Source organism: Mesorhizobium sp. WSM4904, from assembly GCF_029674545.1.
Lineage (GTDB): Bacteria > Pseudomonadota > Alphaproteobacteria > Rhizobiales > Rhizobiaceae > Mesorhizobium.
Genome location: NZ_CP121354.1, coordinates 6,528,992 through 6,544,043, shown reverse-complemented (window position 1 = coordinate 6,544,043; position 15,052 = coordinate 6,528,992). Strand labels below are relative to the sequence as shown.

Sequence of the window (15,052 nt, the reverse complement as noted above, 5' to 3'; positions counted from 1 at the left end):
CCCCTCATCCGCCTGCCGGCACCTTCTCCCCGTGCACGGGGAGAAGGGGGCTGCCCGCGACCTCGGCGCCTGTTCTGCTGCGCCGACGATTAGCGAAATCACCGATGAGAGCGCCCCTTCTCCCCGTCACTATACGGGGAGAAGTGCCCGGCAGGGCGATGAGGGGCGGCGCCGACCTCGGATACTTTCCGATCCTTCGGACAGCGACCGAAGCAGGGGCCGAATGAGGGTCCCTCTCAGACTACTTCAATTGTTATTGGACTAACGCGCTCCGAAAGTCTTTCCTAGACGTCCCCACGCCTCCGGAGCCCCGCCATGCATCTCACCCGCCGGACGCTGATCGCCGTCAGCCTCTCGTTCACTCTCACCTTAACCGCGACAACGACCCTCTTCGCTGCCTCGCCCGCCCCGGCCAAGGGCGAGCACGGCATGGTGGTGACCGCCCAGCACCTCGCCACCGAAGTCGGTGTCGAGGTGCTGAAGAAGGGCGGCAACGCCGTCGATGCCGCTGTCGCGGTCGGCTATGCTTTGGCCGTCGTCTATCCCAGCGCCGGCAATATCGGCGGCGGCGGTTTCATGACCATCCGGTTGAAGGACGGCCGCTCGACCTTCATCGACTTCCGCGAGCGCGCCCCGCTTGCCGCAACCAGGACCATGTATCTCGACAAGGACGGCAAGCCGATAAAAGGCGCCAGCCTCGACGGCTATCTGGCTGTCGGCGTGCCGGGCTCGGTCGCCGGCTTCGAGATGGCGCGCGGGAAATACGGAACCTTGCCCAGGCAGGATCTGATGGCGCCGGCGATTGCCTACGCCAAGGACGGCTTCGTCCTCGACCAGGGCGACGCGGCTTCCTTCGCCGGCAGCGCCGCCCGGCTGGCCAAGGATCCGGCGGCGGCCGCAATCTTCCTCAAGCCCGACGGCAAGCCCTACGGGATCGGCGAGCGGCTCACCCAGCCGGACCTCGCCGCCTCGCTTTCGGCGATCTCGGAAAAAGGGCCAGACGCCTTCTACAAGGGCGCCATTGCCGATGCGATCGTCAAGGCGAGCGGCGCCAAGGGCGGCGTCCTCGCCAAGGGCGATTTCGAGCAATATGCGGTGCGCGAGCTGAAACCCGTGACCTGTTCCTACCGCGGCTACGAGATCATTTCCTCGCCGCCGCCGAGCTCCGGCGGTCTCATCATCTGCGAGATACTCAACATCCTGGAAGGTTACCCGCTCTCCTATCTTGGGGCAGGGTCGGCCGAGACCGTCCATGTCATGGTGGAGGCCATGCGCCATGCCTATGTCGACCGCAACTCGGCGCTGGGCGATCCGGATTTCGTCGACAATCCGGTCTCGAAGCTGCTCGACAAGGGCTACGCCAAGGAGATCCGCGGCAAGATCGATCCCTTCCGCGCCGGCGTGTCGAAGGACCTGATGCCGAAGGGATTCGGCGAGAGCAAGGAAACGACGCATTATTCGATCATCGACAAGGACGGCAACGCGGTCGCGGTCACCTATACGCTCAACGGCTCCTTCGGCGCCGGCGTCGTCGCCGACGGCACCGGCATCCTGCTCAACAACGAGATGGACGATTTCACCCAGAAGCCCGGCGTACCCAACCTCTACGGCCTGGTCCAGGGCGAGGCCAACGCCATCCAGCCGAAGAAGACGCCTTTATCCTCGATGAGCCCGACGATCGTGACCAAGGACGGCAAGCCGTTCATGGTCATCGGCAGCCCGGGCGGCTCGCGCATCATCACCATCACGCTGGAGGCGATCGTCAACGTCATCGATCACGGCATGAACATCCAGGAGGCGATCGACGCGCCGCGCATCCACCATCAATGGCTGCCCGACACCGTCTATGTCGAGCCTTTCGGGCTTTCGCCCGACACCGAAAGGCTGCTTGCCGGCATGGGTTACCATCTCGATCTCAGCGACCAGACATGGGGGCAGGCGGCCGGCATATTGGTTGGCGGCAAGAGCTTGGGCGAAATCGAGAAGGGCGGCGGCGCCCGCTACAACGGCGCCATCGACAGCCGCGCCGCTTCCGGCGAGGCGCTGGGCTATTAGAGCAATTCCAGGAAAAGTGCGTAACGGTTTTCCGTTCGGAATTGCGTCAGAACAAAGAGATAGAGCGGTTCGCCGTTTCCGTGAAACGCACTAGGCTGATGTCTTAAGCCACGAGCGTGATGGTCGAGGCGATCAGCAGCACGGCGGCGATGCCGACGAACAGCGCATAGATGCGCGGCCGGTCGAGCAGCAGCGCATTGCCCGAAATCCAGGCCGAAGTGGCGCCGCCGAGCGCGAACAGGAAGCCGTTGCGGTGGCCGAAGGTCATGGAGGCGGCCATCAGCCCGCCGATGATCAGCGCGCCGAACACGATGATGACGGCAACGGCGTATTTCTCGAAATCGTTGCCGCTGCCCATCGCCGGCCCCATGGCGTTGAGATTCGGCAGATCGTCCGGATCGAAGGGGCTGGCCGAGCCGTATTCGTCTTGACCGAGGGATTCGCGCATCATTCGTTCTCCGCTGAGCGGCAACAAACCATCAACGCTTGCCAATGGCAACCGGCAACGCCATCGCGGTCATGCGTTCGCCGTACGGCTGGTGCCAACGTGCCACGGTTTCCTGGACAGGCTCAACGGTCTGGGGTTCGATCGGGTTCCACAAGCTTGATCTATCTGGAAAAATCGCTGCGCACGATGCCGTGCCGCTGCAGCTTGTCGTAGAAGGTCTTGCGCGGGATGCCGAGTGCCTCGATCGTGCGCCGGACGTCGCCGTCGTTGCGACCAAGTGTCTCGCGGATGATCTCGGCCTCGTAGCGTTCGAGCCGTTCCGGCAAGGGCATGGCGGCGTCCGAATCGCTCGGCTGAGGGGAAGGGCTGCCGTCGATCTCCTCCAATCCGAGCACGAAGCGCTCGGCGAAATGGGCGAGCTCACGGACATTGCCCGGCCAATCATGTTCCCTAAGATGATGCTGGACGGCAGCCGGCGCCGCGGGCACCGGGCGGTGAAAGCGGGCCGCGGCGCGCTCCGCGAAATAGCCGAACAAAAGCGGCACGTCGTCCCGGCGCTCGCGCAGTGGCGGGATCGAGAGCGTCACGACATTGAGCCGATAGTAGAGGTCCTCGCGGAAGGCGCTGCGCTGGCCTGGATCGCCGAGATCGACCTTGGCAGCGGCAACGACGCGCAGGTCGACCGGCCGGACCTCGTTGGTGCCGAGCGGCGTCACCTCGCGCATTTCCAGCACGCGCAGCATCTGCACCTGCGTCGAAGGCGGCATGCTCTCGATCTCGTCGAGAAACAGCGTGCCGCCGCTCGAATGCTCGATGCGGCCGACACGCTTCTTCTGCGCGCCGGTAAAGGCGCCGGCCTCATGGCCGAACAATTCGCTTTCGATCACGGTCTCCGGCAGCGTGCCGCAATTGAGCGCGACGAAATTGCCCTTGGCGCGGCGGCTCCAGCGATGCAGCAGGTTCGCCACCACCTCCTTGCCGGAGCCGGTCTCGCCGGTCACCAGCACGTCGACATCGGTGTCGGCGATCTGCCTCAGAGTGCGGCGCAGCCGCTCCATCGCCGGCGTCTGGCCGATCAGCGGCAATCCGTCCTGCGCCTGCTCGGCCGCCTCGCGCAAGGCGCGGTTTTCCATCACCAGGCGGCGCTTCTCCGCCGCGCGCCATACACTTTGCGCCAGCCGGTCGGCGGCGAAGGGCTTGGTGATGAAATCATAGGCGCCATCCTTGATCGCCTTGACCGCCATGGCGATGTCGCCATGGCCGGTGACGAGGATGACGGGGATATCCGGATCGAGGTCGACCACACGGTCGAAGAGCTGCAGGCCATCCATTTCGGGCATGCGGATGTCGGACACCACGACGCCGGCAAAGCCGGTATCGAGGCCGGCAAGTGCCTCGCTTGCCGAGGAGAAGGCCGAGACGGCAAAACCGGCGAGTTCCAGCGTCTGCTTCGTCGCCTTCAGGAGATCGCCGTCGTCATCGATCAGGATGACCGGATTGCCGTCTGTCATGTCGGGCCAGCCTTCGAGAGATGGATTGTGAAGCGGGTGCCGCTGCCGCTGCTCGCCACCTCGATGCGTCCGCCATAGTCGGCGACGATATCCTTGGAGATGACAAGGCCGAGGCCAATCCCCTTTTCCTTCGAGGTGTTGAAGGGCGTGAACAGCGACTTCAGGATCGCCGTCGGGATGCCCGGCCCGTTGTCCGACACCACCAGCGCCACCTCGCCGGACGTTTCCGAAGCGGACACTTCAACCCGCGCGTCGTCGCGGCCTTCGAGCGCTTCCAGAGCGTTCTGGAACAGGTTGATCAACACTTGCTCCAGCCGCAGCCGATTGCCCATTACTTTCAGCGTCCGCGGCGGCAGCGTGATCGACAGCGCGTCCAGCCGCCCGGCAAAACGGCTCCTGAGCAGCACGACCGCGCCCTCGATGACGCTGCGCAGTTCGACCGGCTCGGCCGCCGTGCGGCCTTTGCGGGCGAAGGCTTTCAGCTCCTCGGTGATGGTTCCGATGCGCTCGGTCAGCGCGGCGATGGCGCCGAGATTCTCTTCCGCCGGCGCCGTCTGCTTGCGCTCCAGGAAGACACGCGCATTGTCGGCATAGGCGCGGATCGTCGCCACCGGCTGATTGATCTCATGCGCGACGCCCGCGGCAACCTGGCCAAGGGTCGCAAGCCGGTTGGCCTGCACCAGCTCCTGCTGCATCACCTGCAGCTTGGCTTCGGTGCTGCGATGATCGGCGATCTCGGCCTGCAGCCGGTCGCGCGCGAGGCTGAGGTCCTGTGTGCGCTCGACGACGCGGCGCTCGAGCTCGGCGCGTGCCGCCTGTTCCGCGGCGATCCGCATCTGGGCAGATTGCCGGCGCCACAAAAGATAGGCGGCCAAGGCGAGGAGCGGGACGAGGACGCCGAGCGCAAGCAAGCGCATTTCGCGCTGGGCCGAGGCGACGGGCGCCTCCGCCGGAACGAGATAGTCGAGCCGCCACGGCGTCGAGGGCACGGCCGTGGACAGCCGCAGATACTCCGCGTCGCTGCCGCCAGGCGTGATGGCGTGGACCAGCGCGACATCGGCGCTGAGCGGTTGCGGCCTCGTGATAGGCAAGGGCACCAGCGGCGCCTCGCCGAACTGCTGGCTGGCGCGGATATCGGCCAGCGCCGGCTGGCCGAGCGGCGCCGTCGTCATGAAGCGCCAGGAGGGCACGCTGGTGATCAGCACCACGCCGTGCTCGTCGCTGACATAGGCGGGGCGGCTTGCCTCGTGCCAGTCGGCCTCGAGCTGGCCGAACTCCATCTTGACCACGACGACGCCGAGCGGCGCGGCGGCGCTTCCGACCCGGCGCGAAATATAGAGGCCCGGGCGCTTGCTGGTATTGCCTAGCGCGAAATATTCGGCGGTTCCGGATTGCATCGCACCAGAGAAATAAGCACGAAAACCGTAGTCGTTGCCGACGAAGCTCACCGGCTCGCGCCAGTTGCTGGAGGCGATCGCCAGCCCGTCCGTGCCGGTGACATAGAGCACCGAGGCCTTGGTGCCGGACACCAGCCCTTCGAGTTTGCGGTTGAGCACATCGATCGCGGCCGAGCTGCGCTCGGTGAGCGCGTCATGCACCTGCTGGTCTTCGGACAGAAGCAGCGGCAAGGCACGTGGATTTTCCAGCACCGCGCGCAGCAGCGCGACCTTGAGATTGGCATCGGTGCGTCCTTGCGCGGCCAAAGTCTCGATCTCGGTCGAGCGTCCGTAGAGGCCCGCGCCGTAGAGCGCCGCCAGCACGATGAGAAGCGCCACCGCCGCAAACAGCAGCCAGGCGCGCCGCGCCCGCCTTGCGAGCAGTTCGGGCGTCGAGGCGACGGCAGCGGCGGGGCGTTGCAGCATGCCGCATTTGTGCATGATTTCGCACAAAGCACAATTCAACCTATGCGGATAGCCGCACGAGGCTCTCGGAATTGAGGGTCGTTCGATCGAAAAAGGTGAACAAAATCAATATCGGGCGCGTCGAAACGGAATTTGGCACGCCTGTTGCAGCTGCATCCGCAGCAGCCGTGAGGCTGTGGAGGTCAACTGCCCCAGGGAGGTCGAGCGTTTCGATCGGGGCTGAACGGAGGATACGATGCAGACAGCTATCGCTGCCGCCGAGCCGCGCGGCAAGGTTCCCTTTTACCGGCATCTCTATGTGCAGGTCCTGGCGGCGATCGCCGCCGGCATCCTGCTCGGCCATTTCTATCCCGACATCGGCGCCTCGCTGAAGCCGCTCGGCGATGCCTTCATCAAGCTGGTCAAGATGGTGATCGCGCCGGTGATCTTCCTCACGGTCGCGACCGGCATCGCCGGCGTCTCCGATTTGCACAAGGTTGGCCGCGTCGCCGGCAAGGCGATGATCTATTTCCTCGTCTTCTCGACGCTGGCGCTCATCGTCGGCCTGGTCGTCTCCAACGTCATCCAGCCCGGCGCTGGCATGCATATCAATCCGGCGACGCTCGACCCCTCGAAGGTGGCGACCTTCACCGAGAAGGCGCATGACACCACCATCGTCGGCTTCCTGATGAACATCATCCCCGACACCATCACCGGCGCCTTCGCGCAGGGCGATATCCTGCAGGTGCTGTTCTTCTCGGTGCTGTTCGGCGTGGCGCTGGCCCTCGTCGGCGAGCGCGGCCGCCCGGTCGTCGACTTCCTGCAGGCGCTCACCGCGCCGATCTTCCGCCTCGTCGCCATCCTGATGAAGGCCGCGCCCATCGGCGCCTTCGGCGCCATGGCCTTCACCGTCGGCAAATACGGCATCGGCACGATCGCCAACCTCGCTTTCCTGATCGGCACCTTCTACCTGACGTCGCTGCTCTTCGTGCTCGTCGTTCTCGGCGCCGTCGCATGGTGGAACGGCTTCTCGATCCTGGCGCTGATCCGCTACATCAAGGAAGAGTTGCTCCTGGTGCTTGGCACCTCGTCATCCGAGGCGGCGCTTCCCGGCCTGATGGCCAAGATGGAACGCGCCGGTTGCAATCGCTCGGTGGTCGGTCTTGTCATCCCGACCGGCTATTCCTTCAACCTCGACGGCACCAACATCTACATGACGCTGGCCGCGCTCTTCATCGCCCAGGCGACCGACACGCCGCTCACCTTCGGCGATCAGATCCTGCTGCTGCTGGTCGCCATGCTGAGCTCCAAGGGCGCCGCCGGCATCACCGGCGCCGGCTTCATCACCTTGGCCGCCACGCTGTCGGTCGTGCCTTCGGTGCCGGTCGCCGGCATGGCGCTGATCCTCGGCGTCGACCGCTTCATGTCGGAATGCCGCGCGCTGACCAACTTCGTCGGCAACGCGGTTGCGACCATCGTCGTGGCGCGCTGGGAAGGCGAGCTCGACCAGAAGCAGTTCGCCGCCGCCATGGCCGGCCAGCTGCCGGAAGAAGCAGACCTTGCGCTCTCAGGCGGTCTCCAGCCAGCCTGATCCAACCGGAGCAATTCCAGGAAAAGTGTCCAACGGTTTTCCGTCCGGAATTGCGCAAGCAAAGAGGCATCCTCCCTGCGCATGAACAGGCCGCGGCTTCCGTCGCGGCCTGTTCTTTTTGCCGCGTGCCGCATAGGGTGGCGCGGGCCGGTGCCGCCGGCACAAGATTGAACCGCGAGGGCGGCGGATGAGCAGCGCGTTTCCCGAGATCTACCTTGTCCGCCATGGCGAGACGGAATGGAGCGCGTCCGGCAGGCACACCGGCCGCACCGACATTCCGCTGACCGCGAAGGGCGAAGAGGCCGCACGCGGTGTCGCCCATCGTCTCAAGGACCAGACCTTCCAGGTGGTCTGGTCGAGCCCGTCGCAACGCGCCTTCGACACCTGCCGGCTCGCCGGCTTCGGCGAGCGTGCCGAGAAGAAGGCCGACCTGCAGGAATGGGACTACGGCGCCTATGAAGGCGTGACGACCAAGGAGATCCTTGCCGGACGTCCCGGCTGGCAATTGTTTCGCGACGGCTGCCCTAATGGTGAGGCGGCCGCCGATGTCGGCGCCAGGGCCGATGCGATCATCGCCGAGGCTCGCACCGTTGCCGGCAATGTGCTCATCTTCTCGAGCTCGCATTTCCTGCGCGTGCTTGCGGCGCGCTGGATCGGCCTGCTGCCTCAGGGCGGCGCCCATTTCGTGCTCGACACCGCAAGCCTCAGCATTCTCGGCTACGAGCACGATCTGACCGAGCCGGTGATCCGGCGGTGGAACCAGAGATAGTCCGGGCTTTGTAGCAGATCGACCTTGTTGGCGGTTGGCCGAAACGCTTTTCGTCATCCACGGGCGGAGCAAGGAGCGAAGCGACGCGGCGCAGACCCGAGGATCCATTCCGTTGCCTATGAGCGTTGCAGCGATGCAGGACGACCCCTGTCTTGCACCGTCCTTACCCCTTGCGCGAGGTTACGGAATGGATTCTCGGGTCTGCGCGTCCGCTTCGCTCCCGCTCCGCCCGTGGATGACGAAGCTGAGACGTTTCGGCTAGACTCTGACCATCACCAGCTCTTCGGCCGTCAAATGCCGCGCCTTGCTTTTCGCGAGATCGCCGAGCTGCAGTCGCCCGATCGCCACCCTGACCAGCCTGAGCACCTCGATGTCGAAGGCGCCGAGCAGGCGGCGGATCTGGCGGTTGCGGCCTTCGTCGAGCACGATTTCCAGCCAAGCCGTGCGCCCGCCGCTGCGCAAGAGCCCGATCGAGCTTGCCGTCAGCAACTCGCCATCGACGACAGCGCCTTGGCGGAACCGCTCGAGCATCGTCTCGTCAGGGGCGGAAGCGATCTGCACGTGATAGGTCTTCGCGACATGCGACGCCGGGTCGAGCAGTGCGTTCGCCCAGCGCGTGTCGTTGGTCATCAAAAGCAGACCTTCGCTCGCTTTGTCGAGACGACCGACCGGCGACACGAAGGGCAGGTCGAGATCGGCAAGGCAGTCATAGACGGTGCCGCGGCCCTCGGGATCGTCGCGCGTGGTGACCAGCCCGCGTGGCTTGTTGAGCATCAGATAGACTTTTCGCTCCGCGGCGATCTGCGTGCCGTCGACTGTGATGCGGTCACGCTCCGGATCGACGCGCAGCGACGGGTCGCGCGCCACCTTGCCGGCAACGCGCACGCGCCCCTCGGCGATCATCAGCTCGGCCTGCTTGCGCGAGCAGAACCCGAGCTTCGACAGCGCGCGGTTGAGGCTGACTTTGCCGGCGATCGGTTGTCGCGGGAGGTCGGGAAGCTGTCGTGCTGGCTTGCGTGTCATCGGCCGACAGATGCCACGCAGCGCGATGCGCGCGCAACCTGACAGGTTAAATGTTGATTATAGAAATCATGTTTTATAATCAGCGGCCGTGGAGCTGAAATCCGGAAGATCGGCATGTGGGAGAAGGAGCGGAGACCTGGCGGACAGTCATGGCTCGCCGGCGCTGTGGCAGACCTTCCGTTAACACAGGGGACAAGAACGGGCGTGCCTCGGCATCAGCCTTCTCTCATCACCCGGCGCGCCGCGCTTGGACTTTTCGCGCTGCCCTTCGCGGGCATTCAGCCGGCTGCTGCAATGAAGAGGCCGCCGCGGATCGTCTGCCTCGATGACGGCCTAGCCGAGACCTTGCTGACGTTGGGCGTCAGGCCGGTCGCCATCGCCGACCGCAAGGTCTGGGAGGAGTGGGTGGTCGAGCCGGTGCTGCCGCCACAGGTCGCCGATATCGGCACGCTGCTCGAGCCCAATCTCGAGTTCCTTCAGCAGCTCGAGCCGGATCTCATCCTCGCCACCCCCTATCTGGACGGCATCAAGCCTCTGCTCCAGCGCGTCGCGCCGGTGACGACGATTGGCATCTACGTCGAGAACGGCCAACCCTATCGCAAGGCCGTCGAAGCCACGCGGAAGCTCGCTCGCCTGGTCGGCAGGCAGGCCGAAGGCGAGGCGTTGATCGAAGCGACCGAAGCAAGCTTCGCGAAGGTCAGACAGAAGCTGGCGCCGTTTGCCGCCAGGCCGCTGTACGTCGTCTCCTTCATGGATCAGCGCAATGTGCGCGTCTATGGCCGGGCGAGCCTGTTCCAGGATGTGCTCGACCGCATCGGCATCCGCAACGCCTGGACAGGCGAGACCAACTATTGGGGCTTTTCGACTGTCGGCCTCGACGGCCTGGCGATGGCGGACGACGCGCGTCTCGCCTATCTCGAACCCTTGCCCGCCGGCGCCGACGGCATGCTGACCGAAAGTCCGGTCTGGAACGCGATGCCCTTCGTGCGCGATCGCTCGATCATGCGCCTGCCTCCCGTGCTGATGTTCGGCGCGCTTCCCGCCGCCTCCCGCTTCGCGCGCGTGCTTGCCGAAGCGATGACCGCCCATGGCTGAGGGCTTCGGCAGCGTGGCGCAGGGCCGCAAGGCCCTCTCGAACGCAAGCGGTTGGCCGCTTGTCGCCGTGCTGCTGAGCGTCACGCTTGCTGCCCTGGCTGCGGTGGCAACGCTTCTCAATCTGGCCGTCCAACTGCCATCGCCACTCTGGTTCGACGCGGCGTTCACGCCCGACATCGACGACATGCGGCAGGTGCTGGTCCACTATGCCTTCCTGCCCAGGCTTGCCGTCAGCCTGCTCTGCGGCGCGGCACTCGGCTTGGCCGGCACGGTGCTGCAGCAGGTGCTGCGCAATCCGCTGGCTTCCCCCGAAACGGTCGGCGTTTCGGCCGGCGCCTATCTGGCGCTTATTCTGGCTACGCTCTTCGCGCCCGCGCTGCTCGCCCTCGGGCGCGAATGGGTGGCGCTTGCCGGCGCCTTCGCCGCCATGGCCGCCGTGCTTGCGCTCTCCTGGCACAAGGGCCTGTCGCCGCTTTCCGTCGTGCTCGCCGGCCTCGTCGTCAGCCTTTATGCCGGCGCGATCGGCGCAGCACTTGTCGTGCTCAACCGCGAATGGCTGGCCGGCCTGTTCATCTGGGGCGCCGGCTCGCTCGGCCAGCAGGATTGGGTGACGACGCTCTGGCTGCTGCCGCGTCTCGGCGCCGCCGCGCTGGCGATCGGCCTGATGACGCGGCCGCTGACCTTGCTCGGCCTCGACGACGAAGGCGCCCGCAACCTCGGCGTGCCGCTTGGTATCTATCGTTTTGCGGGACTGGCCGCCGCCGTTATGCTCATTGCCTTCGTCGTCGCGGCCGTCGGCGTCATCGGTTTCGTCGGCCTCGCGGCCGCCGCACTCGCCCGTATCGGCGGAGCGCGCCGGTTCGGCCAGCGGCTGGTCATGGCGCCGTTGCTGGGCGCCGCGTTGCTGTGGGCCGCCGACCAGGCGGTGCAGCTGGCGACCGGACCGCAGGGCGACCTGCTGCCGACCGGCGCCGTCACAGCGCTGCTCGGCGCGCCGCTGCTGCTTTGGCTGCTGCCGCGCCTCAGCCTCGGCGCCGAACTTCCGGTGCTCGCCGCGGAGCGCCTGCCCAGAATACGACGCCCCGGCATCGTTCTGGCGGTGATCGGCCTGGCCTTGCTCGTGCTTGTGGGTCTCGCGCTGTTCTTCGGACCCGGGCCGGACGGCTGGAGCTTCGCCTCGGGGGATCAACTGCAGCCTCTGTTGTCCTGGCGCTGGCCGCGCGTGCTTGCCGCCCTTTCCGCCGGCGCGATGCTCGCGCTTGCCGGGCTGATGATGCAGCGGCTGACCGGCAATCCGATGGCGAGCCCGGAAGTGCTGGGCATCAGCGCCGGTGCCGCGCTCGGCATGATGGTGGCGATGTTTTCCGTCTCCGTTCCGGGCCGTCCTTTGCAGACCGCGGCCGCCGCCATCGGCGCCTTCGCAACTTTAATCGCCGTGCTTGCCATCGGCCGCCGCGCCGCCTACGCGCCGGAGCGGCTGCTGCTTGCCGGTGCCGCGCTGACGGCCCTTTTCGACGCGCTGATCCTGGTGCTCACCGCCACTGGCGATCCGCGCGCCATGCTTCTCATCAACTGGCTGACCGGCTCGACCTATGGCGTCGATCAAGGCTCCGCGGTTCTGACGGCGTCGATCGCGCTTTGCCTGCTGCTGACGGCGCCGCTGTTCGCCCGCTGGCTCGACATGCTGCCGCTGGGCGCGCCGGCGCTGCGCTCGCTCGGCGTCGATGTGGCAAGCTCCCGGCTTCTGGTGTTGCTGATGGTCGCCGTGCTGACCGCCGCCTCCACCCTGATCGTAGGCCCGCTGACATTCATCGGCCTGATGGCGCCGCATCTGGCCCGGCGCCTGGGGCTTGTCCGCGCCGTGCCGCAGGCTGCCGGCGCCGTGTTTGCCGGGGCGCTGATCATGGTCTCAGCCGATTGGATCGGACGCACCTCGATCTTCCCGCGCCAGATCCCGGCCGGCCTCGTCGCCACGCTCATCGGCGGTCCGGTGCTGATGTGGCTGTTGCGCTGTCGCTGATCGTTCGTCTCCGGCGGAGGTGCGCGCCATGCATGCGGCGTTTCGGTGAAGTCGAAGCGGGAAGGGCGGCTGGCGCGTTGCGAGGGTCATGGTTCCGGCGGTGCGCTCAACCGCCGGTAAGGGATGCCGTCGAAGGTTGCCGTCACGAAGCTCTTGACCGACATCTTGCGCTTGCGCCCGTCGCTGCATGCATAGACCGGCCAGTCGGCCTCGCTGCATTCGCTTGCGGCGCACATGCGCGCGAGGCAGTTGCCCAAGGTCAGCCGGAAACCGCCCTTGCCGGCGAAGCCTTGCAGAAGGCTGCCGTCGGCCGAGCGCCACGTCCGCTGGCGGAATTCCGGCCGCAAGGCTAATGGTTCGAGAGCGGTGGCGAGGTTGGCCGTGCCGGTACGCGCCATGAGCTGAAGACGGTAGCGGGCCATTCCGGTCGCATAGGCAGTCACAAGGTCGGACTCGCCCAAATAGGCGGACGTCAGGCCGGTGTTGTCGATGAGATGAGCCAGCCGCCCGCCTGCGTCCGTCGGCCTCACCAGGGCAACAAGGGCGACAAAGGCCAGGCTAGCGCGCAACATCTCGATTTCCAGCAGCCATGCATTTCCGGCGTGCCAGCGCCCCCGGCTGCCTTCCATACCATCTCGCCAATTGGTGCGCGGTGCAAGCGGCTGCGGTTGCAGGAGATAACCGGAACGTCTCAGCCGTTAGGAGAGGGTGGCAGCTCGAACAGGGTGGCGCCGTTCTCTTGTCCTCGCTCGACATAGCCGATGACCCGGAACCATTTCGCGATATCCGGCTCATGCAGCCAACTGCGCGAGTGTACGGGGAGATTGCCGGCAAGAGCCTGGATATGGCGGATGTGACGCTTGCAGAAGCGAACGGTTGCGGCTCTGAAGAAGTCTTCCTGCGCGGCAAACAGCGTGTCGGCCGCGTCGCCGTGCTCATGCCAGGCGATGATGGCGACGGCCTTGTCGCCTTCGACCAGCGCGTGCGCCCGGCCCTCTTTCAGGTTCATCATCAGATTGTCGTAGGCGGCCTTGCTGTCCTTGCCGGCCGCCAGGTACTCGTCCGACATCCGCTTGGAGAGGTCGCGGAAAACATCCTCGAGGTCTCCGACCGTCGCTGCGCGTGCTCTCATTTCTCCTCCCGAAAGCCCGGGAGGCAGTTTGCCCTATCGATAGGGGATCACCAAGCAAATGAAATCCGCCATCGGCCCGATGCGCGCAAATGCATTTCGCATCGCTGAATGGACACAGGTGTACATTCAAGCTAAGTTCCCGCCCGCGAAGGCGACGGTCCTCGTCGATCCGAGCGGGACGGAATGGATCATGGACCTTCGAGGGCGGGGTGAGGTGATTGCACCGGTTTGGCATTGCACGACCGACGCGGCGGCTCGATACCCCTTCGCGCCGATGCGATGCCAGTCGCGTGATGATACGGGCTTGAGTGCATGACAAGACACTATTCAGCGCTTTCACTCTTCAAGGAAGGCGTCGCCGGTCAGACCGGCTGGGAAAAGGCCTGGCGCTCGCCTGAGCCCAAACCGCGCTATGACGCCATCATCATCGGCGGCGGCGGCCATGGCCTAGCCACGGCGTACTATCTGGCAAAGAACCACGGCGTCACGAACGTGGCGCTGCTCGAGAAGGGCTGGATCGGCGGCGGCAACACCGGCCGCAACACCACCGTGGTGCGCTCCAACTATTTCTATCCCGAAAGCGCGGCGATCTATGGGCTGGCGCACAGCCTCTACAAGACGCTCTCCAAGGATCTGAACTACAATGTGATGTTTTCCGCGCGCGGCATCCTCACGCTGGCGCACAGCGAAGCAGGAATGGAAACCGCCGCACGCAGCGTCAACGCCATCCAGGTCAACGGCATCGACTGCGAATTGTTCTCGGTCGAGGACGTGCGGCGCGTCGTGCCGATCTACAATTTCAGCCCGGATGCCCGCTACCCGGTCTATGGCGGCACCTGGCAGCCGAGCGGCGGCACCGCCCGTCACGATGCCGTCGCCTGGGGCTATGCCCGTGCGGCAAGCCGTCTCGGCGTCGACATCATCCAGAACTGCGAGATCACCGACTTCATCATCGAGAATGGGCGTTGCCGCGGCGTCGTCACGTCGCGCGGTGCGATCCGGGCCGAGCGTACGGGGATGGCGGTGGCCGGTCATTCGTCGGTGCTGGCGGCGAAGGCGGGGTTCCGCCTGCCGGTCAACTCCTACGCATTGCAGGCCTGCGTGTCGGAGCCGGTGAAGCCGATCCTCGACACGGTGGTGATCTCGCCGGACACGGGCGTCTATGTCAGCCAGTCCGACAAGGGCGAACTGGTGATCGGCGGCGCGCTCGACCGCATCCCATCCTACGGCCAGCGCGGCAACCTGCCGGTGCTGGAAGGCGTAATCGCCGGCATGCTCGACATGTACCCGATCTTCGGCCAACTGAAGATGATGCGGCAATGGGCAGGCATCGTCGACGTGGTCCCGGATTCCTCGCCCATCATCGGTGAATCGCCGCTGCCCGGCCTGTTCCTCAATTGCGGCTGGGGCACCGGCGGCTTCAAGGCGATCCCCGCCGGCGGCACGCTGCTTGCCCATCTGCTTGCCACCGGCACGCATCACGACATCAGCCGGCCTTTCGATCTCGACCGCTTCGCCCGCGGCCGGCTGATCGACGAGGCCGCCGGCTCCGGCATTGCCCATTGAA

13 protein-coding genes are annotated in these 15,052 nt (G+C 65.8%); 7 read left to right on the top strand and 6 right to left on the bottom strand.

Annotated features, from left to right (window positions below):
• Positions 1-315: 315 nt before the first annotated feature.
• The gene (gene ggt / locus QAZ47_RS31595) at positions 316-2,055 is read left to right on the top strand and encodes a gamma-glutamyltransferase (RefSeq protein ID WP_278231999.1); all 1,740 of its coding nucleotides are present in this window, start codon (positions 316-318) and stop codon (positions 2,053-2,055) included.
• Positions 2,056-2,158: 103 nt separating this feature from the next.
• On the opposite strand, the gene QAZ47_RS31590 is transcribed toward ggt, so the two are convergent.
• The 3 genes from QAZ47_RS31590 to QAZ47_RS31580 form a co-directional block, all read right to left on the bottom strand.
• Positions 2,159-2,506: a hypothetical protein gene (locus QAZ47_RS31590; RefSeq protein WP_278075571.1), complete on the bottom strand. Its 348-nt coding sequence runs from the start codon at positions 2,504-2,506 to the stop codon at positions 2,159-2,161.
• A gap of 158 nt (positions 2,507-2,664) precedes the next feature.
• Entirely contained in the window at positions 2,665-4,014 is a 1,350-nt protein-coding gene (locus QAZ47_RS31585; RefSeq protein ID WP_278231998.1) for a sigma-54 dependent transcriptional regulator, read from the bottom strand.
• Entirely contained in the window at positions 4,011-5,876 is a 1,866-nt protein-coding gene (locus QAZ47_RS31580; RefSeq protein WP_278231997.1) for an ATP-binding protein, read from the bottom strand. Before QAZ47_RS31580 ends, QAZ47_RS31585 begins: the two co-directional genes overlap by 4 nt.
• 235 nt (positions 5,877-6,111) lie before the next feature.
• On the opposite strand from QAZ47_RS31580, the gene QAZ47_RS31575 reads away from it, so the two are divergent.
• Both QAZ47_RS31575 and QAZ47_RS31570 read left to right on the top strand, forming a co-directional pair.
• The gene (locus QAZ47_RS31575; protein WP_278231996.1) at positions 6,112-7,446 is read left to right on the top strand and encodes a dicarboxylate/amino acid:cation symporter; all 1,335 of its coding nucleotides are present in this window, start codon (positions 6,112-6,114) and stop codon (positions 7,444-7,446) included.
• Positions 7,447-7,633: 187 nt separating this feature from the next.
• The gene (locus QAZ47_RS31570; RefSeq protein WP_278231995.1) at positions 7,634-8,215 is read left to right on the top strand and encodes a histidine phosphatase family protein; all 582 of its coding nucleotides are present in this window, start codon (positions 7,634-7,636) and stop codon (positions 8,213-8,215) included.
• Positions 8,216-8,473: 258 nt separating this feature from the next.
• Here QAZ47_RS31570 and QAZ47_RS31565 read toward each other — a convergent pair whose 3' ends face one another.
• Positions 8,474-9,238, bottom strand: a complete 765-nt coding sequence (locus QAZ47_RS31565) for a pseudouridine synthase (RefSeq protein ID WP_278231994.1) — start codon at positions 9,236-9,238, stop codon at positions 8,474-8,476.
• 294 nt (positions 9,239-9,532) lie between these two features.
• Between QAZ47_RS31565 and QAZ47_RS31560 the strand changes: the two genes are divergently transcribed.
• Positions 9,533-10,333 (top strand): ABC transporter substrate-binding protein, encoded by an 801-nt coding sequence (locus QAZ47_RS31560; protein ID WP_278231993.1) that lies wholly within the window; start codon positions 9,533-9,535, stop codon positions 10,331-10,333.
• Positions 10,326-12,353: a Fe(3+)-hydroxamate ABC transporter permease FhuB gene (gene fhuB / locus QAZ47_RS31555; protein ID WP_278231992.1), complete on the top strand. Its 2,028-nt coding sequence runs from the start codon at positions 10,326-10,328 to the stop codon at positions 12,351-12,353. The genes QAZ47_RS31560 and fhuB overlap by 8 nt, the downstream gene beginning before the upstream one ends.
• Positions 12,354-12,439: 86 nt before the next feature.
• Here fhuB and QAZ47_RS31550 read toward each other — a convergent pair whose 3' ends face one another.
• Both QAZ47_RS31550 and QAZ47_RS31545 read right to left on the bottom strand, forming a co-directional pair.
• A complete protein-coding gene (locus QAZ47_RS31550; RefSeq protein WP_278231991.1) occupies positions 12,440-12,925 on the bottom strand; it encodes a hypothetical protein in 486 nt (161 codons plus the stop codon).
• A 119-nt stretch (positions 12,926-13,044) separates the two neighbouring features.
• A complete protein-coding gene (locus QAZ47_RS31545; RefSeq protein ID WP_278231990.1) occupies positions 13,045-13,485 on the bottom strand; it encodes a hypothetical protein in 441 nt (146 codons plus the stop codon).
• A gap of 58 nt (positions 13,486-13,543) precedes the next feature.
• On the opposite strand from QAZ47_RS31545, the gene QAZ47_RS31540 reads away from it, so the two are divergent.
• Together QAZ47_RS31540 and QAZ47_RS31535 are read left to right on the top strand one after the other, a co-directional pair.
• The gene (locus tag QAZ47_RS31540; protein ID WP_278231989.1) at positions 13,544-13,801 is read left to right on the top strand and encodes a hypothetical protein; all 258 of its coding nucleotides are present in this window, start codon (positions 13,544-13,546) and stop codon (positions 13,799-13,801) included.
• Positions 13,798-15,051, top strand: coding sequence for a sarcosine oxidase subunit beta family protein (locus QAZ47_RS31535; RefSeq protein ID WP_278231988.1), 1,254 nt, complete (start codon positions 13,798-13,800; stop codon positions 15,049-15,051). Before QAZ47_RS31540 ends, QAZ47_RS31535 begins: the two co-directional genes overlap by 4 nt.
• Position 15,052 lies beyond the last annotated feature (1 nt).